The following is a 23,561-nucleotide window of genomic DNA, read 5'->3' as shown; positions in this document are numbered from 1 at the left end:
TCGCCCCGCTCAATCGCCGCTGCTAAAAGATGTCAGCGTTATATCAGGCGTCCCGGCAGGTTCAATGTCGGGGCGCATCCCCAAAAGAGGGGCGACGCGCGCCACGATTTCCGACGCGATCGGCACGGCGGTCCAGCCAGCGGTGCGGCGCGGTTTGACGCCCGACGTCTCGACCGGTTCGTCCAAGGTAACGATCAGCACGTATTTCGGATCGTTCGCCGGGAACATCGACGCAAAAGTCGCGATCACCTTGTCGGTGTAATAGCCGCCGCCGCGTTCTTTGGGCTTGTCGGCTGTGCCTGTCTTGCCGCCAACGGCGTATCCGGGAACCTCGCCCATGCTGGCGGTGCCGCTGGTGACGACGCGGCGCAGCATCGTGCGCGCCTCGCGGGCAACAGCGGTGGACATGACGCGCGTGCCCGGGGGGGGGCCGTCCTGCTTCAGCAAGGTTGGTTTGACGTAGCGGCCACCGTTGGCGATGGCAGCATACCCCGCAGCCAGATGGAGCGGGGTAGAGGACAGGCCGTGACCATAGGAAATGGTGACAGTCGACAGTTCTGTCCAGCGCTTGGGCAATAGCGGCTGGCCACCGCTGGCCTCGACCATCTCGAAATCGACGGGCTTGAAAAAGCCGAGCGTTTTCAGAAACTCCTGCTGCCGCACTGCGCCGATCTGAAGCGCAAGGCGCCCGGTGCCCCGGTTCGAGCTGTGCACGATGACATCCGACACGCTGATCTTGCCGTAATTCTTGCCGTTGAATTCACCGATGCGGTGGCCGCCCACGCGCATCGGGCCAGCGGTTTCGATCATCGTATCCGCGCGGACCAGCCCGAGCTGTATTGCCTGGGCGGCAGCAAAAATCTTGAAGGTCGAGCCCAGCTCGTAAACCCCCTGCACTGCACGGTTGAACAGCGGACTGTCTGCCGCATTGCCCTGCACCAGCGGGCGGGGGCGGTCGTTGGGGTCGAAATCAGGCAGGGATGCGATCGATACGATTTCGCCGGTCTGGACGTCCATCAGGATGGCGGCGGCACCTTTGGCGTTCATGATGCTCATGCCGCCGGCCAGCACCCGCTCGATCGCGGATTGTACCGACAGATCCAGCGACAGCGTCAGCGGCTCGTGGTTCTGCGCCGGATCGCGCAACCGCTCGTCATAATACTTCTCAATGCCCGCGACGCCGATCACCTCGGCGGCATGCACGCCCTCGCGGCCAAAGCCGGCACCGCCCAGCACATGCGCGGCCAACGTGCCGTTGGGATATAGCCGCATCTCACGCGGGCCAAACAGCAAACCCGGCTCGCCGATGTCATGCACGGCCTGCATCTGCTCGGGGCTGATTTTCTTCTTGATCCACAGGAACTTGCGCTTGCCGGTAAAGTCGCGGATCAGGCGGTCTTCTTTCAGGTCCGGGAAAATCTTGACCAGTCGGCTGGCGGTCTTTTCCGGCTCGATCATCTGCTGGGGCTGGGCATACAGGCTGTGCGTGTCGAAATTCGTCGCCAGAATCCGCCCCTTGCGATCGACGATATCGGCCCGCTGCGCAAGGATGCCTGCCCCCGCCGCGCTGGCGCGCGGCTCGGCCGGTTCGGTCTGGGCAAGAACGCCCATGCGCAGGCCGATAACGCCAAACGCACAGAAAAACATGGTGCCCAGCACCAAAATCCGCCCCTCGGCGCGGCGGCGCGATTTGTCGCGCATCGCCTCGTGACGCAGGCGGATATTCTCGCGCTCGATGGCGTCGGGATTCTCGCCCTTGGCACGGGCGGGCAGGATGCGCGCCAGCGGGCGCAGCGGGGTGCGGATCATGGCATGCTCTCCCCTTCGTTATTGCTTGAGAGGTCGACCGAGCCTGAAAAATCCACGCGCAGATCCGTTTCCGGCGGGAAGTCCACCTGATCGATACGGCCGAATTGCTCGGCCTCCAGCGGCATCAGGCCGAGACGGTCGAAATTGATATCCGCCAACTCGCGCAGGCGCGACGGGCGGTTGAGATAAGCCCATTCGGCATTCAGCACGCGCAGCCGTTGGCGCGCGGTCGAGATACGGCTCTCCAGCCGTTCGGCGTGGCTGATCGCGGCCTGCGTGCGGTAGTTCTCGTGATAGGCCCAGTAGGCCAATCCGATCACGGCCAAGGCGCTGAGTACATACAGGATACTGCGCATCACTTCCCCCCCTTCAGCAGCGGCATGCCCAGTGCCTTGCGGTCCGTCACGCCCGGCGCGGCATCGGTGCGCGTGGCCACGCGCAGCTTGGCGCTGCGCGAACGCGGGTTCGCGGCCAGTTCGGCGTCATCGGCAGTGATCGCCTTGCGACTTTTCAGCGTGAACTGGCGCGCCTGCTGGGCCTGCACCGGCGCATGGCGGCTGCCGCCCCCGCCCCCGTCGCTGCGATCCTGCAAGAATCGTTTGACCATGCGGTCCTCGATCGAATGAAAGGTGACAACAGCCAGAATACCGCCGGGCTTCAGGGCGCGTTCCGCCGCCTCCAGCCCACCGATCAACTCGCCATATTCGTCATTCACGGCAATCCGAATCGCCTGAAAGCTGCGCGTTGCCGGATGCGCCTGACCCGGTTTCGAGCGTGGCAGGCATTTCTCGACGATCTCGGCCAGTTGCAAGGTGCTGACGATCGGCACTTCTGCACGTTTGCGCACGATAGCCTTGGCGATGCGACGGCTGGCCCGCTCCTCGCCGTAAAGGTACAGGATATCGGCCAATTCACCCTCGTCGGCGGTGTTGACCAGATCGGCGGCGCTGGCGCCCCCTTGGCTCATCCGCATGTCCAGCGGCCCGTCGCGCATAAAGGAAAACCCCCGCTGCGCCTGATCCAGCTGCATCGAACTGACACCGAGGTCCAGCACAACACCGTCCAAGCCCTGCGCATATTCGTCCAGCCGGGAAAACACGCCCTCGACCAGCTCGACCCGCGCACCAAACGGCGCGGCCCAACCCTCGGCCATCTCCAGCGCCGCCGGGTCGCGGTCAACGCCGATCACCTTGCCTGCGCCCGCCGCCAACAGCGCGCGGGCATACCCGCCCGCGCCCAGCGTGCCATCCAGCCAAGTGCCGGTGACAGGCGCCGCAGCAGCAATCAGCGGTGCAATCAATACAGGGATATGCGGGGCATCACCGGGGGCAGCAGCAGACATCGCCTATTCCCCCTTTGCGCCATCCAGAAACACCAGCGGATCGAAATCCGCAGGCAGATCGTCCAGCCACTCTTCGGTCTTGGCGGCCTCTTCGACCTCATAGGTCTCGGGCTTCCAGATCTGGAATGTGTCGCCGGCGGCGATGAAAAACGCCTCGCCTTCCAGGCCGATCTTGGCGCGCAGCTTGGCGGGCAACACAAGGCGCCCGGTCTCATCCACCGTGGTCGGGAAGGACTGGCCGTGAAACAGGCGCTGAAGCATCTTGCGCTCCATCGAGCCGCGCGGCAGCGCGTCGATCTTGTCATCGACCTCACCGATCGCATCGACGGTATAGCATTCCAGGTAATTGCGGCGATGATCGCCGTAAACGATGATCAGTTCGGGCGGCAGGCCGTCGGTCCAGTTCGGATCGGACGCCTCGATCACACGGCGAAAAAGGGCCGGGATCGAGACCCTGCCCTTCGTATCCACCTTGTGGTGGCTTTCACCTCTGAACCTGCGTGCCACGGGTGCGGCCCCTTGCCCTGCCTCGGTTAATCGAAATCGCCCCTTGAAACGAAAACGACGGATTGAGCGGCTGCCACTGCCCAATCCGTCGCCCTCGTCCCGCTCTTGGCGGGGTGTCCGACTGCGCGCGCCACCTGGGGGGATGTCTGCTCGCTCGCGCGCCGGATCTCTTTGTTGGATGAAGTCGGATGCCTGTATGAAACCTGACTATGGTTATTATTAAGCGGGATCGTTTGGTGTCCCTTGTTGTCGTCCCGTCCTCATCACGCTTATAGGGATGCCATGGGAATTCATGGGAAGCAACTATAAAATGACACAACCGACCACAGGATGTAGTTATCCACAGGAGTACAAAGCAAGATCATGTGACACGGATTTGTGAGAAGGCGCAGAACCTAGATGAAATTTCACCCACTTCCGCTACATCTTGTGGCACCAAAGATGACCCAAGTTTTTCCCGTAAATTCCCGATTTATTTCCGAATCGACCGAAAAACCACAGGCGTGCGTATCTGTGCCGCCCAAAAGCACCAGGGCTCAAACTGGAAATCGAACATGGGTACGCCTAGATTCGCGGCCCGTCACACACCAAACGGCATGCAATTCCATATCGGACTGACCGGCGCCCCATTTCGTCCCATGGTTTCCCATGGCACGGAACCGATCACGTCAAAGCCCGACATCCTCGGGCATGAATACCAGATCGGTCGGACCCGGCCGCGCGCCTGCCGCGGTCAACATCGCGTGAACCTGCCCACGGTGATGCGTCTGGTGATTGAACAGATGCACAGCGCACAATCCCATCGGCCGCGCCATTTCGCGCCCCGTGGCGCCGGAAACCCAAGTCAGATCCCCGGCCAGATCCTCGGGATTCAGCCGGTCGGCCCAACCCAGAATCCGCTTGTCCGCCTGCGCCCGTGCAGCGCAGTAGGCGTGCCAATCAGCCAACAGCCCGGGACTGGCGTCAATACCACCCTCCGGCGGGGCGCCGCCGTCGAATCGCGACATCCAGATCAAGTCAGCCCACAAAAGATGATTCAGCGTGCCAAAGATCGATCCGAAAAACGCACCCCGTTCCTGCCTGCGCACGTCATCGCCCAACCCATCCGCCGCCGACAGCAGCGATCCGTTCTGCCACAGGTTATACCGCGCCATCAGCGCGCAATATGAGGGCGATGAGGTCATGAGGCCACCTTTGCAACAACCGCAGGCCGCATGGCGCGCCCCACTCCTTATGATACGTTAAAGGTGCTTTTTCTTGGGATAAATACCCAAATACCGCGCCATCACCGCAAACCGGCCTCGGGGTCGGGCGCATCGGGGTCCGCCTGACCGATTCCGAGGAACACGAATTTCAGCGGCACCATCCAGGCGAACCCCACCACCACATAGACCAGCAATGTCATCCAGCCCGGCAGATCCGGCAACCATGCGATCAGACTGATTGCCGCAACGATGTATATCGGCAGGCCAATCAGCAGGATCACCAGGGACCAGCGCCTGCGCGCCTTATAGCTGAGGGCCATGCCGTCTCTCCTTGTTCGCTCGACGATGGGATCAGTCCGCGAAGGGGTCAGTCACCAGAATGGTATCTTCCCGCTCCGGCGAGGTTGACAGTAGCGCGACGGGGCATTCGATCAACTCTTCGACGCGGCGCACATATTTGATTGCCCCGGCAGGCAGGTCGGCCCAGCTGCGCGCGCCCTCGGTCGATTCGGACCAGCCCGGCATCTCCTCGTAGATCGGCTTGCAGCGGGCTTGCCGGTCGGCGGCGGTCGGCAGGTAGTCCAGCCGCTCGCCGTCCAGTTCGTAGCCGGTGCAGATGCGCAGGGTCTCGAACCCGTCCAGCACGTCCAGCTTGGTCAGCGCGATGCCCTTGACGCCCGATGTGGCGCAGGTCTGGCGCACCAGCGCGGCATCGAACCAGCCACAACGACGCTTGCGGCCCGTCACGGTGCCGAATTCGCGGCCCCGCTCGCCCAGCCGCTGGCCGTTATCATCGTCCAGCTCGGTCGGGAACGGGCCTTCGCCGACGCGGGTCGTGTAAGCCTTGACGATGCCCAGCACATAATTGATCGCGTTCGGACCAACGCCCACACCGGTGGCCGCCTGCCCTGCAATCACATTGGACGAGGTAACAAAAGGGTACGTGCCGAAATCGATGTCCAGCAGCGCGCCTTGCGCCCCCTCGAACAGGATGCGCTTACCGGCCTTGCGCTTGTCGTTCAGCACCTTCCAGACGGGTGCGGCATATTGCAGGATCTCCGGCGCGATCTCGCGCAGTTGGGCGATCAGCCCGTCGCGGTCCACCGGATCGATCCCGAGCCCCTTGCGCAACGGGTCATGATGCTGAAGCGCGCGGTCCACCCGCGCCTCCAACGTCGCCAGATCACCCAGATCAGCGACGCGGACCGACCGGCGACCGACCTTGTCCTCATAGGCCGGGCCGATGCCGCGCCCGGTGGTGCCGATCTTGGTGCCCTTGCTGGCGGCCTCTTCGCGCGCGCGGTCCAGTTCGCCATGGATCGGCAGGATCAGCGCCGTGTTTTCGGCGATCATCAGCGTTTCGGGCGAAATGTCGACGCCCTGCTCGCGAATCTTGGCGATCTCGTTCACCAGATGCCACGGATCCAGCACCACGCCGTTGCCGATCACGCTCAGCTTGCCGCCACGCACCACACCCGAGGGCAGCGCGTTCAGCTTGTAGACCTTGCCATCCACGACCAGCGTGTGACCGGCGTTATGGCCGCCCTGAAACCGTGCGATGACGTCTGCGCGCTCGCTCAGCCAGTCGACAATCTTGCCCTTGCCTTCGTCGCCCCACTGAGCGCCTACGACGACCACGTTTGCCATGCTGGACCTCTTATCTGTTCGGTAAACCCGCGCCCTTGTAGCCATGCGCAGCGCGAGGTGAAACCTCTAAAGCGTTCTTCCGAAACGTCGGCCAGTGATTTTCACCGCAAACCCGGCCAGTGCCCGGCATCTGCGCGCCGATGCCGGGTTGCGGGGGGCGGGGAAATTCCATAAAGCCTGTCGTGATATTGCTGAGCCGCGAAAAAACCTCGAAACGCCTACGCCACATCGCGGTTGTTCGCGCTTTGATGTCAAGTCGTGGTTTAACTTGACCTCGAAACGCTTTAGATACCGCCCAAGACTTCCTCAGATTCCCCCTACCCGGCAGGCCGCTCAATGGAAAACGTCGTTCTCATCATCCACCTCCTTCTGGCGCTGGCGCTGATCGGCGCCGTGCTTCTGCAACGCTCGGAGGGCGGCGGTCTGGGCATGGGCGGCGGGGGCGGTGGTGGCCGCGTCGCAGGCCGTTCGGCCGGGACAGCCATGGGCAAGCTGACATGGGTGCTGGCCGGCGCGTTCATCTGCACCTCGATGGCGTTGACCATCATCGCAGCCAGCAATTCGGCAGGCAGTTCGGTGCTGGACCGCTTGGTCGACGCGCCCCGGCGCGATGAAGCGCCCGTCGATCCGGCCAGCGGCACCTCTCCGTTGCAATCGCTGGACGATAGCGACACCAACGCGCCCCTTTTGCCGACCGCAGAATAACTTCAGCCAATTATTCGGGCCGCCGATAGCTGCCTGATGCATCCCAGCTAAACAGTCGCGGCGCGGTTGCGCGCCCCGCCCGAATCCTCTATGGCTCAAGTCCCGTGGTGCTGCGGTTTCTTGAACCCGCAATTGCACGAAATCAGGCCCGTTTTATGGGCCTTCCATCACGGGGGACCGCCTGCCAATGGCTCGTTACATCTTTATCACCGGCGGTGTCGTCTCTTCCTTAGGCAAGGGGCTGGCCTCTGCCGCGCTGGGGGCATTGTTGCAGGCGCGCGGATTTTCGGTGCGCCTGCGCAAGCTGGACCCCTATCTGAATGTCGATCCCGGCACGATGTCGCCGTTCGAACATGGCGAGGTCTTCGTCACTGATGACGGCGCCGAGACCGACCTGGATCTGGGCCATTACGAACGGTTCACCGGCGTGCCCGCCCGCATGACTGACTCGGTCAGTTCGGGGCGCATCTATTCCAACGTGCTGGAAAAGGAACGGCGCGGCGATTATCTGGGGAAAACGATTCAGGTTGTCCCGCACGTCACCAACGAGATCAAGGACTTCCTCGCCATCGGTCAGGACGAGGTCGATTTCATGCTCTGCGAAATCGGCGGCACCGTGGGCGATATCGAGGGCCTGCCGTTCTTCGAGGCGATCCGCCAGTTCAGCCACGACCAACCGCGCGGGCAATGCATCTTCATGCACCTCACACTGCTGCCCTATCTGGCAGCGAGCGGCGAGTTGAAGACCAAACCGACCCAGCACAGCGTCAAGGAATTGCAGAGCATCGGCATAGCGCCCGACATCCTGGTCTGCCGCTCCGAACACCCCATCCCCGAAAAAGAACGCGAAAAGATCGCGCTGTTCTGCAACGTGCGCAAAGAGCATGTGGTCGCCGCCTACGACCTGAAATCCATCTACGAGGCACCGCTGGCCTATCACCGCGAGGGGCTGGATCAGGCCGTTCTGGACGCGTTCGATATATCGCCCGCGCCCCGCCCCGACCTGACCGTCTGGAAGGATGTGGCGGACCGCATCTACAACACCGATGGTGAGGTAAACATCGCCATCGTCGGCAAATATGTCCAGTTGGAGGATGCGTACAAATCAATCAAGGAGGCGCTGACCCATGGCGGCATGTCCAACCGCGTCAAGGTCAACGTCAAATGGGTCGACGCCGAAGTCTTTGACACCGAAGACCCGGCACGCCGCCTCGACGGCTTCCACGCGATCCTGGTGCCCGGCGGCTTTGGCGAGCGCGGCACCGAAGGAAAGATCAAGGCGGCCCAATTCGCGCGCGAGCGCAAGATCCCCTACATGGGCATATGCCTTGGCATGCAGCTGGCCGTGATCGAGGCCGCCCGCAATGTTGCCGGCATGTCCACAGCCGGATCAGAGGAATTCGACCACGAATCCGGCGCCAAACGGTTCGAGCCGGTGGTCTACCACCTCAAGGAATGGGTGCAGGGCAATGACAAGGTCAAGCGCAAGGTGACTGACGACAAAGGCGGTACCATGCGTCTCGGTGCCTATAATGCCACCCTCAAGGAGGGCAGCCGCGTCGCCGAAATCTACGGCACCACCTCCATCGAAGAACGCCACCGCCACCGCTATGAGGTCGACACGAAGTATCGCGAGAAGCTGGAGAAGTGCGGCCTGCGGTTTTCCGGCATGTCGCCCGACGGACGTCTGCCCGAGATCGTGGAATGGGCAGATCATCCGTGGTTCATCGGCGTGCAGTTCCACCCCGAGCTGAAATCCAAGCCGTTCGCGACGCACCCTCTGTTCGACGATTTCGTGCGCGCCGCCGTGGAAACCTCGCGCCTCGTCTAGGGCGCGACGCGCGCTGAAAATGCTGGTTTTTTGGGTATTTTGACCAAGAAAAAGCAGTGCGGCGCGCACCATTTTCAATGTTCCGAAAATACTCCCGCCGGAGGCTCCCGCAGGTTCCCCCAACGCGGCGCTGCAAATTCAGCCAGCCATCAGCGCTTGGGCAGCGGCGCGCGCGGCGGCGGTGATCGTGTCGCCCGATAGCATGCGCGCGATCTCGTCCACGCGCTGATCTGCGTCCAGCGGCATGACCGTCGATAGCGTCATCCCACCTTCCACCCGCTTTTCCACCCGCCAATGATGTGCGGCCAGTGCCGCCACCTGTGGGCTATGCGTGACGACCAGAACCTGACCGCCCTGCGCCAGATCCGCCAGCCGCCGTCCAACTGCATCAGCTGTCGCCCCGCCGACGCCGCGGTCGATCTCGTCGAAGATCATCGTGAGACCCGGCTGCGTGCCCGTCAGGCACACCTTGAGAGCCAGCAGGAAGCGGCTGAGTTCGCCGCCGGAGGCAATCTTGGCAAGCGGTCCCGAGGGCGCGCCAGGATTTGTCGCGACGCGAAAGGCAACCTCGTCGATGCCGTCGGGCCCGGGGGGCAGTTCGGTCATGGTCGTCTCGAACACTGCGCGCTCCATCTTGAGCGGGGCCAGTTCGGCCATCACGGCGGTGTCCAGGCGCCCGGCCGCCTCGGCCCGCCCAGCACTGAGGGCGGCGGCGCTGTCGTCATAGAGTTTGCATGCGCGTTTCAGATCGGCGCGCAGCCCCTCGATCCGGGCATCACCCGCGTCGAGCGCGGCGAGGCGCTGCTCCAAGCCCTCGGCGAAATCGCCCAGCGCGTCCGGCCCCACACCATGCTTGCGCGCCAGCGCACGGATCGCAAAAAGGCGCTCTTCGGTTTCCTCCAGCTCAGCGGGGTTGAAGGCCAGCGCCTCGACGCAGTCGTCGACGCCGCGCGCCGCGTCGTCCAGTTCAACCAGCGCACGTCCCAGAGCGGCGATGGGCGCATCAAGCTGGCCCTCAACCTGCGCCGCCGCATCCTCCAGCCAGCGCAGCGCATCACCGGCGGCGCCTTCGGCCCCCTGCCCGCCGAGGGCCTGCGCGGCCTTGGCGATATCGGCGCGCACGCGTTCAGCGGCCTGCATCATGCGGCGACGCACATCCAATTCGCCGTCTTCGCCCGGTTCGGGCGACAGCGCGCGCATCTCGGCAACCGCGTGACGCAGGTATTCTTCTTCGCTGCGCACTTCCTCCAGCGCGTCTTCGGCGGTTTTCAGGGCTTTCATGGCCGTCTGCCGCGCGCGCCATGCGCTGCGCATTTCAGCCCGCAGTGCATCCATTTGTCCGTATTCGTCCAGCAGCGCCCGGTGGCCACGCGCGTTGAGCAAGCCGCGATCATCGTGCTGGCCATGCAGTTCGACCAGCGTATCGCTGAGGCTGCGCAGCACCTCACCCGAGCAGCGTCGATCATTGACCCACGCCGTCTTGCGGCCCTCGGCGGTATTGATGCGCCGCAGGATCAGCTCGTCACTGGCGGGAATTCCCGCCTCGTCCAAGACGGCATGTGCGGCGTGGCCCGGCGGCAGATCGAACACCGCCGTAACCTCGCCCTGTTCGGCGCCCGCGCGGACCAGTTCGGCCCGGCCACGCCACCCCAGGACAAACCCGAGACTGTCCAGCAGGATCGATTTGCCTGCCCCGGTCTCACCGGTCAGCGCATTCAGGCCGGGCCGGAACGTCAGTTCCAGCCGGTCGATGATCAACATGTCGCGAATATCAAGACTGCGCAGCATTGCCTAAAGCCTTTTGGGTTTTTCTGGCTCGGAGAAACGCAGAAGGCAGGTGCCGTTTCGATCTGGGCTGCGTTCCGCACTCCACCCGCCCTTCAAGCGGAATGCGAAACGCATTGAACCCGCAGCGCGAGCCCTAGCCCACCTCATGCGTTACAGCCACTGGCCCTTGATCATCTGGCGATACACCTGCCCCAGCCAATTATCGCCGCGCGCCTCCATCTTCAGCCCACGCTGGGTCAGCAGCAGATAGCCGTCCTGATACCACGCGGTCGAGCGGAAGTTGTAGCCCAGAATCGCGCCGGCAGTCTGCGCCTCGTCGTTCAGACCCAGGGACAGATACGCCTCGATCAGACGGTACAGCGCCTCGGCGGTGTGGGATGTGGTCTGGAAATCCTCGACCACAACACGGAAACGATTGATCGACGCGGGGAAGTGATCGCGCTTGAGATAGTAGCGCCCGACCTCCATCTCCTTGGCGGCGAGGTGGTCAAAGGCCAGATCGAATTTCAGCATCGCAGACCGGGCATATTCGCTGTCGGGATACAGTTCGATCACCTTGCGCAGCGCCTGAAGCGCCTGAAAGGTCAGGCCCTGATCGCGGCCAACTTCGTCAATCTGGTCGTAATAGCTGAGCGCAAGAAGATATTGCGCATAGGCCGCATCCTCGTCCGTTGGATAGAAATCGATATAGCGCTGCGCGGCACTGCGGCTTTCCTCATAGCTCTGGTCGAGATGATAGGAAAACGCCTGCATGATCACGGCACGCTTGGTCAGGTCCGAATAAGGGAAGAGCCGCTCGATCTCGGCAAAGCTTTGGGCGGCCACCGCAGGTCTGTTCGCCGCCAGATCATATTCGCCGCGTTCAAATATCTGCTGGGCCGTGTAATTTTCATAGTCGACATCGCCGCGCTCGACTTTGCTGGAGATACCGCCGCAAGACGCGAGCGCCGCCGACAACAGAAGCGCACCCGTCAGTTTCGCCGCTTGTTTTGCCGCCAGTTTCGCGCGCGATGTAGCGCCCTGTCTGCCAAACGTCATGCCTGATCTGCCCTTCTTCCCCGTTGATCGGGTTGTAGCCCAATCATCCGGTCTGTGCCAGCAGAGAAATCCAAGCGAGACAAAGGAGTTGGCGCAAATCGCCACACCGGCGCAGGACCGCATGTGCGATGCATGGGAAACATGCGCGTCACGCGACTTGCGGCACTTCGCCCCAATGCACGCCCGCGCCGGGCAGCTTGGCCGCGAGCGTCGCGTCGCAGGTCACCCACTCCACCGCGCCCGGCTGATCAAATAATGCGCGCAGCAGATCGTTGGTCAGTGCATGGCCGGCCAGATGCCCCTGATAGAACCCCAGCAGCGGCGCACCGGCCAGTGCCAGATCCCCCAATGCATCCAGCATCTTGTGGCGCACAGCCTCGTCGCTGTGGCGCAGGCCACCGGGGCTGAGCACATCGGCCCCGTCCACGACGACGGCATTATCCAGCGAACCACCCAGCGCAAGGCCGCTGGCACGCATCGCGTCTACATCCGACTTGCGGCAGAACGTGCGGCTACTGGCCAGTTCCCGTACAAAGCTGCCATTCGCCATGTTCAGCGTTTTCTTCTGCACGCCGATCGCCGCTTCGTCAAAGGCGATATCGAATTCGATCGTCAGTGTGTCATGCGGCGTCAGCCGCGCCCAGGCGTTCCCGCGGCGCACCTCGACCGCGCGCAGGACGCGCAGTGCGCGCACCGGCTGCCCCTGCTTGCGCAGGCCGGTCTGCAAGATGCCGCGCACAAACAGCGCCGAGCTGCCGTCGAGAATGGGCACTTCCGGTCCGTCGACTGTGATCAGCGCATTGTGAATGCCACAGCCCATCAGGGCGGCCATCACATGTTCCACCGTTGAAACTTGCACACCATGGGCATTTTCCAGCCGGGTGCAGAGCGGAGTCTGATTTACATGGGTCCAAAGCGCAGGGATGTCCCCGGTGCCAGCCGGGCAATCCACCCGGCGAAAGACGATGCCATGGTCAACGGCTGCGGGACGGATCACCAACCGTGCGGACAGGCCCGAGTGCAGGCCAACGCCGTCGAACGAAATGGGTTTTGTCACCGTCGTTTGCACATTGCCCTCATAAAATTTGTTGCCTCGGGGTCCACCAGACGGTCTTGCCGCTGTGGTTAAAAAGGATTTAAGCCGTGAGCGCCGATGGCTCAACTCAATCTTTGCAACCGTTTGAAACATGCCCGAGTCCCCGGCGGCGGTATTTCGCCTAGATGTAGCTTTGCACATAATATCATCATGTTAGAGGCGCGCAAAACCGCCTGCGTTCACGAAAAAAGGCCGCCCTGAGGCGGCCTTTTGATGCGTTATTACGGTTGGTTGCGTGCGCGGATCAGTTGGCCTGACGGCGCAGGAAGGCCGGGATTTCGATCTGCTCGTCACGCTCTTCCTCGTGCGGGACGGGCGCCGGGGCGGGCTGCTGTGCCTGAACGCTGGGCTGCTGGCGATGCTGGCGCGGCGCTTCGGCCTCCTGACCGTGGCCGGTCATCCGGTTCAGCAGCGAATTGATACCAAAGCGCGGACGCTCGGCGGGCTGCTGCATATCGGAGTTGCGGGCCTGCTGCTGGGCCTGACGCACCTGCGGCGTCTGGGCGCCTACCGGGCGGCGCGACGCGGCGTTGCCGACGGCGGTGTGCAACCGTGCCATGACATCGTCGGACGGCGTGCCAGTCGACGCGGGGCGCGAGGCGACATAGGCCTGAAGTTCCTCTTCGGGCTCATATTCGGGTTCGATCGCGCGCGGAGTATATGCCGGGGGCGGCAAATCACTGCCGGACCTTGCGGCAGTCGGGCGTGACGACTCGAACTGGCGTTCTTGACGCTCGGGACGTTCCTGACGCTCTTGGCGCGGTTCAAAGACATCCTCCGCCCGCTCTTCGGCGGCGGCGCGCCCGGCCTCGATCGAGGTGAACAGCGACGGCTCGGGCGCCTCTTCGGTACGCGCGGCGGGCTGAACGGGCTCGGGTGTCGGCGCGGGCTCCGCGCGCTCTGCCTCTTCGCGGGGCTCCTCCTGCTCGACGCTGAGCGTCTGGCGCAGCGGCTCGGCCAGCGAACGGCGCGGGACGGGCACTTCGGTTGTGGCCGCGACCGCGTCGATGCCGGTGGCCACGACGCTGACGCGCATCTTGCCTTGCATCTCGGGATCCATGGTGGAGCCGACAATGATGTTCGCTTCCGAATCCACTTCCTCGCGGATGCGGTTCGCGGCTTCGTCCAGCTCGAACAGGGTCAAATCGGTGCCGCCGGTGATGTTGATCAGGACGCCCTTGGCGCCGCGCAGGCTGATTTCGTCGAGCAGCGGGTTTGCGATGGCCTTTTCGGCGGCCTGGATCGCACGATCCTCGCCCTCGGCCTCGCCGGTGCCCATCATCGCCTTGCCCATCTCGTCCATCACCGCGCGCACGTCGGCAAAATCGAGGTTGATCAGGCCCGGACGCACCATCAGGTCGGTCACGCCCTTGACGCCCTGATACAGAACGTCGTCAGCCATGCTAAAGGCTTCGGTGAACGTCGTCTTCTCATTGGCCAGACGGAACAGGTTCTGGTTGGGAATGATGATCAGCGTATCGACGACCTTTTGCAGCGACTCGACGCCGTCCTCGGCCTGCTTCATCCGCTTGCCGCCTTCGAACTGGAACGGCTTGGTCACGACGCCGACGGTCAGAACACCCAATTCACGCGCGGCCTGCGCGATGATCGGTGCGGCACCGGTCCCGGTGCCGCCGCCCATTCCGGCAGTGATAAAGCACATATGCGCGCCGGCCAGATGATCGACGATCTGTTCGATGCTTTCCTCTGCAGCGGCAGCGCCGACCGACGCACGGGCGCCCGCGCCCAGCCCTTCGGTCACTTTCACGCCAAGTTGGATCAGGCTTTCGGCATTCGACTGCTGAAGCGCCTGCGCGTCCGTGTTTGCAACAACGAACTCGACCCCATCCAGCTGCTTTTCAATCATGTTGTTGACTGCGTTACCGCCAGCGCCGCCAACACCGAAAACGGTGATCCGGGGCTTGAGGTCTTCGCGTCCGGGCATGGTGAGGTTCAATGTCATTGCTCTGTCCGCCTGTGCTTGCGCCCACATTCGCGGGCCGTTTTTCTGCCGTAATTCGCATTGTTATCGGGAAGTGCCCGGATCGTCACCTAAAAAACACCGCCGAACCACCAAATATAGACGCTTTTTGGCGTCGATTCGCGGGATTTCGCCGATGGCACCGCATCTTGGGGCTACCAGTTGTCACGGAACCATTTCACCGCCCGCTTCAGCGACCGCGCGGGATAGCGATCAACCGGCAGCTCAAAGTCCCACCATTCGTCCTGCGGGTTCGCCGCAAACAGGCACATGCCCACCGCGCTGGCAAACCCGGCGCCGGTCGCAGCCTGCGGCAATCCATGCACGCGCAGGGGGCGCCCCAGACGCACCTGCTGACCCAGAATGCGGCTGGCCAACCCGTCAAGGCCGGGGATCTGGCTGCCGCCGCCCGTCAGCACGATCTGCTGGCTGGGCAGGCAATCGAAACCGGCGGCGTCCAGACGAGCGCGCACCTCCTCCAGAATTTCCTCGACGCGGGGGCGCATGATGCCGATCAGCTCGGCGCGGCTGACGCTGCGCCTGTCATGGTCCCAATCGCCGGTGTCGCTGTTGATCTCGATCATCTCGCGGTCGTCCATGCCGGTGGCGACGACGCCGCCATAGAATGTCTTGATCCGTTCGGCGACCGCGGTCGGCACTTGCAGACCCATCGAGATGTCGGAGGTCACATGCTCGCCGCCCATGCGGACGCTGTCACAGTAGATCATGTGCTTCTTGATAAAGATCGAGATGCCGGCGCTGCCGCCGCCCAGATCGATACAGGCGGCGCCCAGTTCCTGTTCGTCCTCGACCAGCGACGAAATGCCGGCGACATAGGCCGAGCTGGCGATGCCGGCCAACTCCAGATCGCAGCGCTTGACGCAATAGGCCAGATTCTGGATCGGCGCGCTGTCGACCGTCAGCATGTGCAAATCGGTGCTCAGCGCGTTGCCCATCTGCCCGCGCGGGTCGATCAGACCCGACCGGTGATCCAGTGCGAAATTCACCGGCTGCGCATGAAGCACCTCGCGGCCATCCCCGAAATCGGGGACTTCGCAGGCCGACAGAACGCGGCCGACGTCCTGCTCGGACACCATGTGCCCCTCCAGTTCGACCTGACCGGCCAAGCCGTAGCTGCGCGGCCCAGCGCCCGAAAAACACGCGATGACATGATCGACGCGCATGTTGGCCATCTTTTGCGCGGCCTGAACGGACGTGCGAATGGCGCGCTCGGTTTCGGCCATGGCGTCGATTTCGCCAAAGCGGACACCACGCGAGCGGGTCGTCGCGGCGCCGATCACGCGGAACCCCGCCTGCCCCGCCATCGCGCCGATGCCACTGTCATCGGGATGCTTGTCGGTGCCGTCGAACCGCAGCACAAGGCAGGCGATCTTGGACGTGCCCACATCCAGTACGGCCACGACACCGCGCTGCATGGCGGCGCGGCGCATGTTGCGCATTGCGCGTTGGGATTCATAAAGTTCGATCATTTTGCGCCTGTCCCTGCACTCAAGTTCCGTACGCGCCACCATTCCTGACTGGCGGGCTCGTTCATTCTCAGCGTTGGCCGGTCGGCCAGCCGCATGTCCACGACCGCGATGTCGCGCTCCAGCATCGTCTGCGCCTCGTTCAGCACGATCACGCGCTCCAGCGCGCGGACCGGATCGTCCACCGGCAGCAGGATGCGCTGGCCGCGATCCAGCACCACGTCCCAGCGGCGTGCTCCCATCCGCACGAGGCCCCGCAGACGCGTGCCCAGCGGACCGGCGGCGGCACGGATCGCCAGCGCCTCGGGCACTGCCTCCTGCGCGCCGTCGCCGGTCACCACCAGTAACTTGGCCCGCTCGGCCCGGTGGGCGACGGCGTCCAGCGCGACGCCCGCGTTATCGATCACGATCAGCCCCTTGGGCACGCGCAGCAGTGCGGCGGGCTGGCGTTCATGCACGCGGACCTCCAGCACGCCGCCCTGACGCACGCGCACGGCGGCACTGGCGACGGCGGGAATATCCTCGATCGCGGCGCGCACGGCCTCCAGATCCATATCGAACGAACTGAGCGGCAGCACATAGCCAAAGCTGTCGCGCACATCCTCGGCAGTTCGCGGACTGGCGCCCTCGACCGCCAGAAGCTTGACCATGAATTCGGGACGGGTCTGGATCTGCTGGCGCAAATCGTTGAACGTCAGCATCATGCGCTGCTGAACGGCAGGGTCCGTCAGATACCAGGACGCAACTCCGAAGGTCAGGCAGAACGGCACACCAAAGCGCAGCATGCGCCGGTACATCGGCGTCAGCAGCACCCGCTGCATCCGGTAGGACCAGCGCGATGGCGCGGGATCGTTGCGTGCGCTTACCTGCCCCATGATGCATCCTCGACCATCCAGCGGCAGAGCGCGCCAAAGCTCATCCCGACCGCCTGCGCCTGTTCGGGGCTGAGCGATGTCGGCGTCATGCCCGGCTGCGTGTTCGTCTCCAGCAGGATCAGACCCTGCGCGCCGCGCGCCTCATCCCAGCGGAAATCAGTGCGGCTGACGCCCCGGCACCCCAGCGCCACATGCGCGCGCAGGGCGTAATCCATGCACAGATCGAAAATGTCCTGCGGGATGTCAGCGGGCACGACGTGGCGCGACCCGCCGACCTCGTATTTCGCGGAATAATCGTACCAGCCATCGGTGATGATGTCGGTCACGATCAGCGCCCGATCACCGACGACGGTGGTGGTCAGCTCGCGGCCTGGCGCATACGCCTCGACCATCACGCGCTCGGGCATATCATCTGACAGTTGCGCGGGGCCATTCGCCGCCTCATGCACGATATAGACCCCGACCGAGGAACCCTCGTTATAGGGTTTGACCACATAGGGCGGCGACATGGGATGCCGCGCACAGACGTCATCGCGATTGGCGAGGATGCTGGGCACGACCGGCAGGCCGGCGGCGCGGTAGGCAGATTTCGTCGCCTCCTTGTCCATCGCCAGCGCCGAGGACAAGACGCCCGAATGGGTGTAGGGAATGCGCAGCCATTCCAGCATGCCCTGCACGCAGCCATCCTCGCCCCAGCGACCATGCAGGGCGTTAAAGACGACGTCAGGGGAAATTTCAGACAGCTTTTGCGCCAGATCGGGGCCGGCATCGACCTCGACCACGACATAGCCTTCATCCCTCAGCGCGGTGGCGCATTCACGTCCAGAGGACAACGACACGTCGCGCTCTGCCGACGGGCCGCCCATTATCACCGCAACTTTGGGGTTTGTTCTGCTCGAACGAACCACCGATCTGCCTCAATGTGCCGGGCCGTTTTCGGCCCTGTTTTTATTGGTTTTGGGCGCGTGCGCCCTGTCTTTATAGTGTGTCGGACGCCTGTGTCCCATCAGGGGCCGGTTCGCCGACCCTCATGATTTCCCACTCTAACTCTATTGCGCTGGTTTGAAAAACCTTTTTTCTGACGGATTCTCCCAATCCTTCCAGATCGGCTGCTGTGGCGCCTCCGGTATTGACCAAAAAGTTGGAATGCTTGGGGCTCATCTGCGCCCCTCCCAGCCGGGCGCCGCGCATTCCGGCATCGTCGATCACCTTCCACGCCTTTAAGTCATGCGTGTCGTCCGCCTGCCCCGTGCTGCTGAATCCGGCGGGGTTGCGAAATGTGCTGCCGGCGGTGCGGTCCTTGGTCGGCTGCGTCTCGTCCCGCTTTTGCAGTTGTGCGGCCATGCGCGCCTCCAGCGCGGCAGGATCGCCAGCGGGCCCTTGCAGCACGGCAGAGGTCAGCACCCAGCCCTCGGGCAGGTCGGTCTGGCGGTAGCGGAAATTCATGTCCTGCGCTGTGAGCGCGACGATCTGTCCCTCCCGCGTGACAGCGCGGGCCGAGACGAAGGCGTCGGCGGTATAGGTGCCGTAGCACCCGGCATTCATCCGCAAGGCGCCGCCGATGGCGCCCGGAATGGTGCGCAGAAATGTCAGGTCCACCCCGGCCCCCGCCGCCCGCTTTGCCACATGCGCGTCCAGCGCCGCTGCGCCGACGGTAACGCGGGTGCCCTCCACCTTGATCCCGTTAAAGCCGCGCCCAAGGCGGATCACCACTGCGCGCAGCCCCCCGTCGCGCACGATCAGGTTGCTGCCGACGCCCATGGGAAAGACCTTGATGGCAGGGTCCAACGCGGCCAGAAATCCAGCCAGATCCGCCTCGTCGGCAGGCTGGAACAGCCAGTCCGCAGGTCCACCCACGCGCAGCCATGTGAGGTCAGCCAAGGGCCGCTGCGGCGTCAACCTACCACGCACCTGGGGCATTTGCCCGCTCATTTATCTGCCCTCCCGCCACGGATGAGGCCGATCAGAAGCCCCAGCAGCCCGCCGATCAGCCAAACCGGCAGGATCAGCCCGGTAAAGACCGCGGTGCGCGGCGGCAAATCCAGCGCAAACGCGGTCCAGCCCAGCGCAAGAACGATGGTGGCGCAGATCAGCCAGCCAAGTCCGGCAGAGCGCAATGTACGCCGCAGGCACAGCCGGAAAAACACATAAACGCCAACGCTGAATGCTGCCGCCATGAAGGCGAATAATATCGTCACATTGGATGTCATATGCCGGTCCTCCAGCCAGTCCTCTGGCGGGCGTTGGTGCAAGGTTTCGCCCGGCTCAATCCTCGGCAAGCCCCTGCTGAGGGCCACGCAGCCAGCGCCACAGGTAAACCACCGGCCAGCGCAGGATCGTCACAGCCGCAACAAGGCAGAAAAGCCCGATCCACGGCCCCGTCTGCCAGGTCACATAGCCCAGGATCGGGATGCCCACGGCGATCAGAACATAGGCTGCGCGCCAGTGATTTTCGCCGCTGGGCGTCATCGCCAGCAGGTTCGCGCCCAGCACCCATATACAAGCGAGTATCAGCGACGTCGGCATGGCCTATCCTTCCTACAATTGCGATGTTTTCAGCGCCTCCGGCAGCCTGGTCGCCCAGCCGCTGATCGTGCCGGCGCCAAGGCAGACCACCAGATCGCCGGGCCGCGCATGGGCGCGGACCAAGGCGGCCAGCCCCGCCTCCCCCTCGATGGCATGCGCGTCGCGGTGCCCCCGCTCGATCAGGCCCGCGACCAGATCGTCGCGGCTGGCGCCGGGTACGGGATCCTCGCCCGCAGCATAGACCGGGGCGATTCCGACGATGTCGGCCTCGTTGAAGCACGCGCAGAATTCCTCGAAGTGATGGCTGAGGCGCGTGTAGCGATGCGGCTGATGCACGGCAATGACACGGCCTTCGGTGGCGTGGCGCGCGGCTTTCAGCACGGCTGAAATCTCGGTCGGGTGGTGGGCGTAATCGTCGATGATGGTCACGCCGTCGACCTCGCCCACGCGGGTAAAGCGGCGGTTGACCCCACCGAAACTGGCCAGTGCATCGCGGATTTCGACGGTCTTCATACCCAGATGGCGCGCGACGGCGACGGCGCTGAGCGCGTTACTGACGTTGTGATCGCCGGGCATGGGCAACGTGCAGCCCTCGATCACCGTGCCCTCGGCCTGAAGCGCGACATCAAAATGCGCAACACCCTTGGCATAGCGAAGATTCACGGCCCGCACATCGGCCTGCGCGTTAAACCCATAGGTAATCACACGACGGTCGGTGATTTTCGCAAGGAGCGTCTGCACATCGGCATCATCGGTACAGCAGATCGCCAGCCCGTAGAACGGAATGTTGCTGACGAAATCCTCAAACCCCTTGTGCAGCGCGGCCACGGTCCCCCAGTGGTCCATATGCTCGGGGTCGATATTGGTGACGATGGCGATCGTCGCAGGCAGGCGGTTGAAGGTTCCGTCGCTCTCGTCCGCCTCGACGACCATCCATTCGCCGGCCCCGACATGCGCGTTGCTGCCATAGGCGTGAATGATGCCACCGTTCACCACCGTGGGATCAAACTGACCGTGATCCAGCAGCGCGGCGACCATGGTGGTCGTCGTCGTCTTGCCGTGCGTGCCCGCAACCGCAATGTTGGATTTCAGGCGCATCAGCTCGGCCAGCATTTCGGCGCGGCGCACAACCGGCAGGCCCCTGCGGCGCGCCTCGTCCAGTTCCGGGTTGCCGGGCTTGATCGCGGAAGAGATCACGACAACCTCGGCTGCGTCCAGATTTTCAGCCCTCTGCCCCTCGAAGATCAGCGCGCCGTTCGCCTCCAGCCGGTCGGTCAGGGGGCTGCGCTTCAGGTCCGACCCTTGCACGGTATAGCCGTGGTTCAACAGCACCTCCGCGATACCCGACATGCCGATGCCGCCGATCCCGACGAAATGGATGGGTCCGACATCACCGGGCATTTTCGTGGCTGCTGAATTCATCTATGTTTTTCCTTTCTGGGCCGCCTGTTGGGCCAGCCAGCCGATCAGATGGGCCAGCCGTTCAGTCGCATCCGGCATCGCACTGCCCAGCGCGGCATGCGACATTTGCGCGGCCCCTTTGGGGTTGCCGATGATGGTCTGGATCTGCTCGGCCAGCGCCTCGTGGTCGAGGCGGCTTTCGGGGACGAGGATCGTCGCCCCCGCTTTTTTAAGCGCCTGCGCGTTGGCGGTCTGATGGTCCCCGGCCGCGGCGGCGTAGGGGATCAGGATCGACGGGCGCCCGATCACGGCGATATCGGCGACGGACGATGCGCCCGCGCGGCTGATGATCAGCTGCGCCTCGCTCATCCGGCGCGGTACGTCGTCAAAGAATTCCTCGACCTCGGCGGCGATGCCCTGCTCGGTGTAGTATTCGCTGACGCGCTGCAAATCCTCGCCGCGCGCCTGATGCGCGACGCGGATATTGCGCAGCAGGTCCATCGGCAGGCTGGCAATGGCGGGCGGCACGACATCGCTGAGGATGCGCGCGCCCTGACTGCCGCCGACCACAAGGATCGACATCGGGTAATCGCCCGGTGGAATATATCCCGCGCCTGCCCGCTCGCGTACGGCGGCGCGCACCGGATTGCCGACATGATAGCCCTCGATCCCCTCGGGCAGGTCGGTAGGCCAAATGCCGCAGGCCAGAGCATCGACACGTGTCGCAAAGATCCGGTTGACCCGGCCCAGCACACCGTTCTGTTCATGCACCATGCGCGGACGGCGCAGAATCCACGCGGCGGACAGCGCCGGGATGCTGGGATAGCCGCCAAAGCCGATGACGACATCGGGCTTGTCACGCAGCATGCCCCAGATCGCGGCCAGCGTCCCGCCCGCAATGCGCAGGGGGGTCAACACCTTGGCCGCCGCGCCGCCGCGCGCGAACGTGCCGCTGGAAATCTGCGTGATCTCGACCCCGCTGGGAAACGCGCCGGTGTAACGCGCGCCGCGCGCATCCGTGGCCAGCTTCACCCGCCAGCCCTGGGCCAGCATATGCTCGGCCAGCGATTGGGCGGGGAACATGTGCCCGCCGGTGCCGCCGGCAGCCATCAGCAGAAGAGGTGCGCGCCGGGTCATCGTGCCCTCCCGCGCAGGATATCACCGATCTCGCCCTGCGGACGCGACCGGGTGAACGCGAACAGCATGCCCACCGCGATCCCCCCCGCAATCAGGGACGAGCCGCCGTAGCTGACAAAGGGCAGCGTCATCCCCTTGGCCGGCAGCAGGCGCACCGCGACGCCCATGTTGATCATCGCCTGCACGCCAAAGATGCACGCCAGCCCCGTGCCGGCCAGCCGGATGAACGGATCACGCTCGCGCATCAGGCGCATCAGTGAGCGCACGACGACCGTGGCGTATAGTGCGATTACGATCAGCACCAGAACCAGCCCGTATTCCTCGGCCGCGACCGCGATGATGAAATCGGTATGCGCATCCGGCAGCGACCACTTGACGGTGCCCTCGCCCACGCCCACGCCGAAAAACCCGCCCTCCTGAATGGCGTTGGTGGCAAAGCCCAGCTGCGTGGTCGGGTCGACATCCGGCGACAGGAAACCATCGATGCGACGCGCAAAGTGCTGCGAATTGGAATAAGCGAACGAACCGCCCAAAACCACCAGCCCCGCCATCGCGGCCAGCAACAGGATCGGCGCGCCTGCGACGAAATACATCACGCCCCATGCAAACAGCACCAGGGACGCCTGCCCGAAATCAGGCTGAAGCGCCAGAAACGCGACGATGATCAACGTCAGAATGAACGACCAGCTCATCCCCGGTGGACCGCTGATCTCGCGGCTGGCGGCCATCATCCACGCGGCGGCGACGACAAATCCGGGCTTGAGAAATTCCGACGGCTGCACGGATGCAAACCCCAACGAATACCAACGCACCGCGCCCTTGCCAAAATCGGTGCCCAGAAACGGCAGCAGCATCAGCGCCACCAGCGAGAGCAGGAACCCGATCACAGCCAACCGGCGCACCAGCATCGGCCCCATCATAGACGTCGCCAGCATGGCAATCATCGCCATTCCACCAAAAAATGTCTGTCGCTGAACGTAGTGAAAGGGCGCAAAACCGTTCTTTTCGGCCAGTGGCGGCGACGCCGCAAAGCCCAGCAGCAGCCCGATCCCGAACAGGATCAAAACGCAAGAGATCGACCACTTGTCGATCGTCCGCCACCATTTGGGAAGGACCGGCTCGACATCCCTGATGGGAGACGATCCATAGACCATTTCTGTCATGACACCCGCCGATTTTGCCTCAA

General features: G+C 63.8%; 22 protein-coding genes. 2 read left to right on the top strand and 20 right to left on the bottom strand.

The window, feature by feature from the left end; all coding sequences use genetic code 11:
* Positions 1-9: 9 nt before the first annotated feature.
* From FGD77_RS12550 to FGD77_RS12520, 7 genes are all read right to left on the bottom strand, one after another.
* On the bottom strand, positions 10-1,809 hold the full coding sequence (locus tag FGD77_RS12550; protein WP_255010121.1) for a penicillin-binding protein 2: 1,800 nt from the start codon (positions 1,807-1,809) through the stop codon (positions 10-12).
* On the bottom strand, positions 1,806-2,165 hold the full coding sequence (locus FGD77_RS12545) for a cell division protein FtsL (RefSeq protein ID WP_255010119.1): 360 nt from the start codon (positions 2,163-2,165) through the stop codon (positions 1,806-1,808). Before FGD77_RS12545 ends, FGD77_RS12550 begins: the two co-directional genes overlap by 4 nt.
* On the bottom strand, positions 2,165-3,151 hold the full coding sequence (gene rsmH / locus FGD77_RS12540) for a 16S rRNA (cytosine(1402)-N(4))-methyltransferase RsmH (RefSeq protein WP_255010116.1): 987 nt from the start codon (positions 3,149-3,151) through the stop codon (positions 2,165-2,167). Before rsmH ends, FGD77_RS12545 begins: the two co-directional genes overlap by 1 nt.
* Positions 3,152-3,154: 3 nt before the next feature.
* The gene (mraZ, locus tag FGD77_RS12535) at positions 3,155-3,658 is read right to left on the bottom strand and encodes a division/cell wall cluster transcriptional repressor MraZ (RefSeq protein WP_255010114.1); all 504 of its coding nucleotides are present in this window, start codon (positions 3,656-3,658) and stop codon (positions 3,155-3,157) included.
* Positions 3,659-4,326: 668 nt separating this feature from the next.
* Positions 4,327-4,842, bottom strand: a complete 516-nt coding sequence (locus FGD77_RS12530) for a DinB family protein (protein ID WP_255010113.1) — start codon at positions 4,840-4,842, stop codon at positions 4,327-4,329.
* Between the two features lie 101 nt (positions 4,843-4,943).
* Positions 4,944-5,183, bottom strand: coding sequence for a DUF2842 domain-containing protein (locus tag FGD77_RS12525; RefSeq protein WP_255010112.1), 240 nt, complete (start codon positions 5,181-5,183; stop codon positions 4,944-4,946).
* Positions 5,184-5,214: 31 nt separating this feature from the next.
* Positions 5,215-6,510, bottom strand: a complete 1,296-nt coding sequence (locus tag FGD77_RS12520) for an adenylosuccinate synthase (RefSeq protein ID WP_255010111.1) — start codon at positions 6,508-6,510, stop codon at positions 5,215-5,217.
* 336 nt (positions 6,511-6,846) lie between these two features.
* On the opposite strand from FGD77_RS12520, the gene secG reads away from it, so the two are divergent.
* On the top strand, positions 6,847-7,215 hold the full coding sequence (gene secG / locus FGD77_RS12515) for a preprotein translocase subunit SecG (protein WP_255010110.1): 369 nt from the start codon (positions 6,847-6,849) through the stop codon (positions 7,213-7,215).
* Between the two features lie 187 nt (positions 7,216-7,402).
* A complete protein-coding gene (locus FGD77_RS12510; protein WP_255010109.1) occupies positions 7,403-9,046 on the top strand; it encodes a CTP synthase in 1,644 nt (547 codons plus the stop codon).
* Between the two features lie 138 nt (positions 9,047-9,184).
* Here FGD77_RS12510 and recN read toward each other — a convergent pair whose 3' ends face one another.
* The 13 genes from recN to ftsW form a co-directional block, all read right to left on the bottom strand.
* Positions 9,185-10,834: a DNA repair protein RecN gene (gene recN / locus FGD77_RS12505; protein ID WP_255010108.1), complete on the bottom strand. Its 1,650-nt coding sequence runs from the start codon at positions 10,832-10,834 to the stop codon at positions 9,185-9,187.
* A 150-nt stretch (positions 10,835-10,984) separates the two neighbouring features.
* The gene (locus FGD77_RS12500; protein ID WP_255010107.1) at positions 10,985-11,872 is read right to left on the bottom strand and encodes an outer membrane protein assembly factor BamD; all 888 of its coding nucleotides are present in this window, start codon (positions 11,870-11,872) and stop codon (positions 10,985-10,987) included.
* A gap of 148 nt (positions 11,873-12,020) precedes the next feature.
* Positions 12,021-12,941: a UDP-3-O-acyl-N-acetylglucosamine deacetylase gene (gene lpxC / locus FGD77_RS12495; RefSeq protein ID WP_255010106.1), complete on the bottom strand. Its 921-nt coding sequence runs from the start codon at positions 12,939-12,941 to the stop codon at positions 12,021-12,023.
* 271 nt (positions 12,942-13,212) lie between these two features.
* The gene (gene ftsZ / locus FGD77_RS12490) at positions 13,213-14,931 is read right to left on the bottom strand and encodes a cell division protein FtsZ (protein WP_255010103.1); all 1,719 of its coding nucleotides are present in this window, start codon (positions 14,929-14,931) and stop codon (positions 13,213-13,215) included.
* Positions 14,932-15,104: 173 nt separating this feature from the next.
* Positions 15,105-16,439, bottom strand: coding sequence for a cell division protein FtsA (ftsA, locus tag FGD77_RS12485; RefSeq protein ID WP_255010100.1), 1,335 nt, complete (start codon positions 16,437-16,439; stop codon positions 15,105-15,107).
* Positions 16,436-17,311 (bottom strand): cell division protein FtsQ/DivIB, encoded by an 876-nt coding sequence (locus FGD77_RS12480; protein WP_255010097.1) that lies wholly within the window; start codon positions 17,309-17,311, stop codon positions 16,436-16,438. Before FGD77_RS12480 ends, ftsA begins: the two co-directional genes overlap by 4 nt.
* Positions 17,299-18,219 (bottom strand): D-alanine--D-alanine ligase, encoded by a 921-nt coding sequence (locus FGD77_RS12475; RefSeq protein ID WP_255010094.1) that lies wholly within the window; start codon positions 18,217-18,219, stop codon positions 17,299-17,301. The genes FGD77_RS12480 and FGD77_RS12475 overlap by 13 nt, the downstream gene beginning before the upstream one ends.
* A gap of 70 nt (positions 18,220-18,289) precedes the next feature.
* Positions 18,290-19,243, bottom strand: coding sequence for a UDP-N-acetylmuramate dehydrogenase (gene murB / locus FGD77_RS12470; RefSeq protein ID WP_255010092.1), 954 nt, complete (start codon positions 19,241-19,243; stop codon positions 18,290-18,292).
* Positions 19,240-19,521, bottom strand: coding sequence for a hypothetical protein (locus tag FGD77_RS12465; RefSeq protein ID WP_255010089.1), 282 nt, complete (start codon positions 19,519-19,521; stop codon positions 19,240-19,242). Before FGD77_RS12465 ends, murB begins: the two co-directional genes overlap by 4 nt.
* A 55-nt stretch (positions 19,522-19,576) precedes the next feature.
* Positions 19,577-19,837, bottom strand: a complete 261-nt coding sequence (locus tag FGD77_RS12460; RefSeq protein WP_255010087.1) for a DUF2484 family protein — start codon at positions 19,835-19,837, stop codon at positions 19,577-19,579.
* Positions 19,838-19,849: 12 nt separating this feature from the next.
* Positions 19,850-21,259: a UDP-N-acetylmuramate--L-alanine ligase gene (murC, locus tag FGD77_RS12455; protein WP_255010080.1), complete on the bottom strand. Its 1,410-nt coding sequence runs from the start codon at positions 21,257-21,259 to the stop codon at positions 19,850-19,852.
* Positions 21,260-22,375 (bottom strand): UDP-N-acetylglucosamine--N-acetylmuramyl-(pentapeptide) pyrophosphoryl-undecaprenol N-acetylglucosamine transferase, encoded by a 1,116-nt coding sequence (locus tag FGD77_RS12450; RefSeq protein WP_255010078.1) that lies wholly within the window; start codon positions 22,373-22,375, stop codon positions 21,260-21,262.
* The gene (gene ftsW, locus FGD77_RS12445; RefSeq protein ID WP_255010075.1) at positions 22,372-23,538 is read right to left on the bottom strand and encodes a putative lipid II flippase FtsW; all 1,167 of its coding nucleotides are present in this window, start codon (positions 23,536-23,538) and stop codon (positions 22,372-22,374) included. Before ftsW ends, FGD77_RS12450 begins: the two co-directional genes overlap by 4 nt.
* Positions 23,539-23,561 lie beyond the last annotated feature (23 nt).

Origin of the sequence: Roseovarius sp. M141 (assembly GCF_024355225.1) — a bacterium.
In the GTDB taxonomy this organism is placed as follows: Bacteria; Pseudomonadota; Alphaproteobacteria; order Rhodobacterales; family Rhodobacteraceae; genus Roseovarius.
Note: the sequence above shows the minus strand (reverse complement) of the source record. Positions and strands in the feature narration are given on the sequence as shown.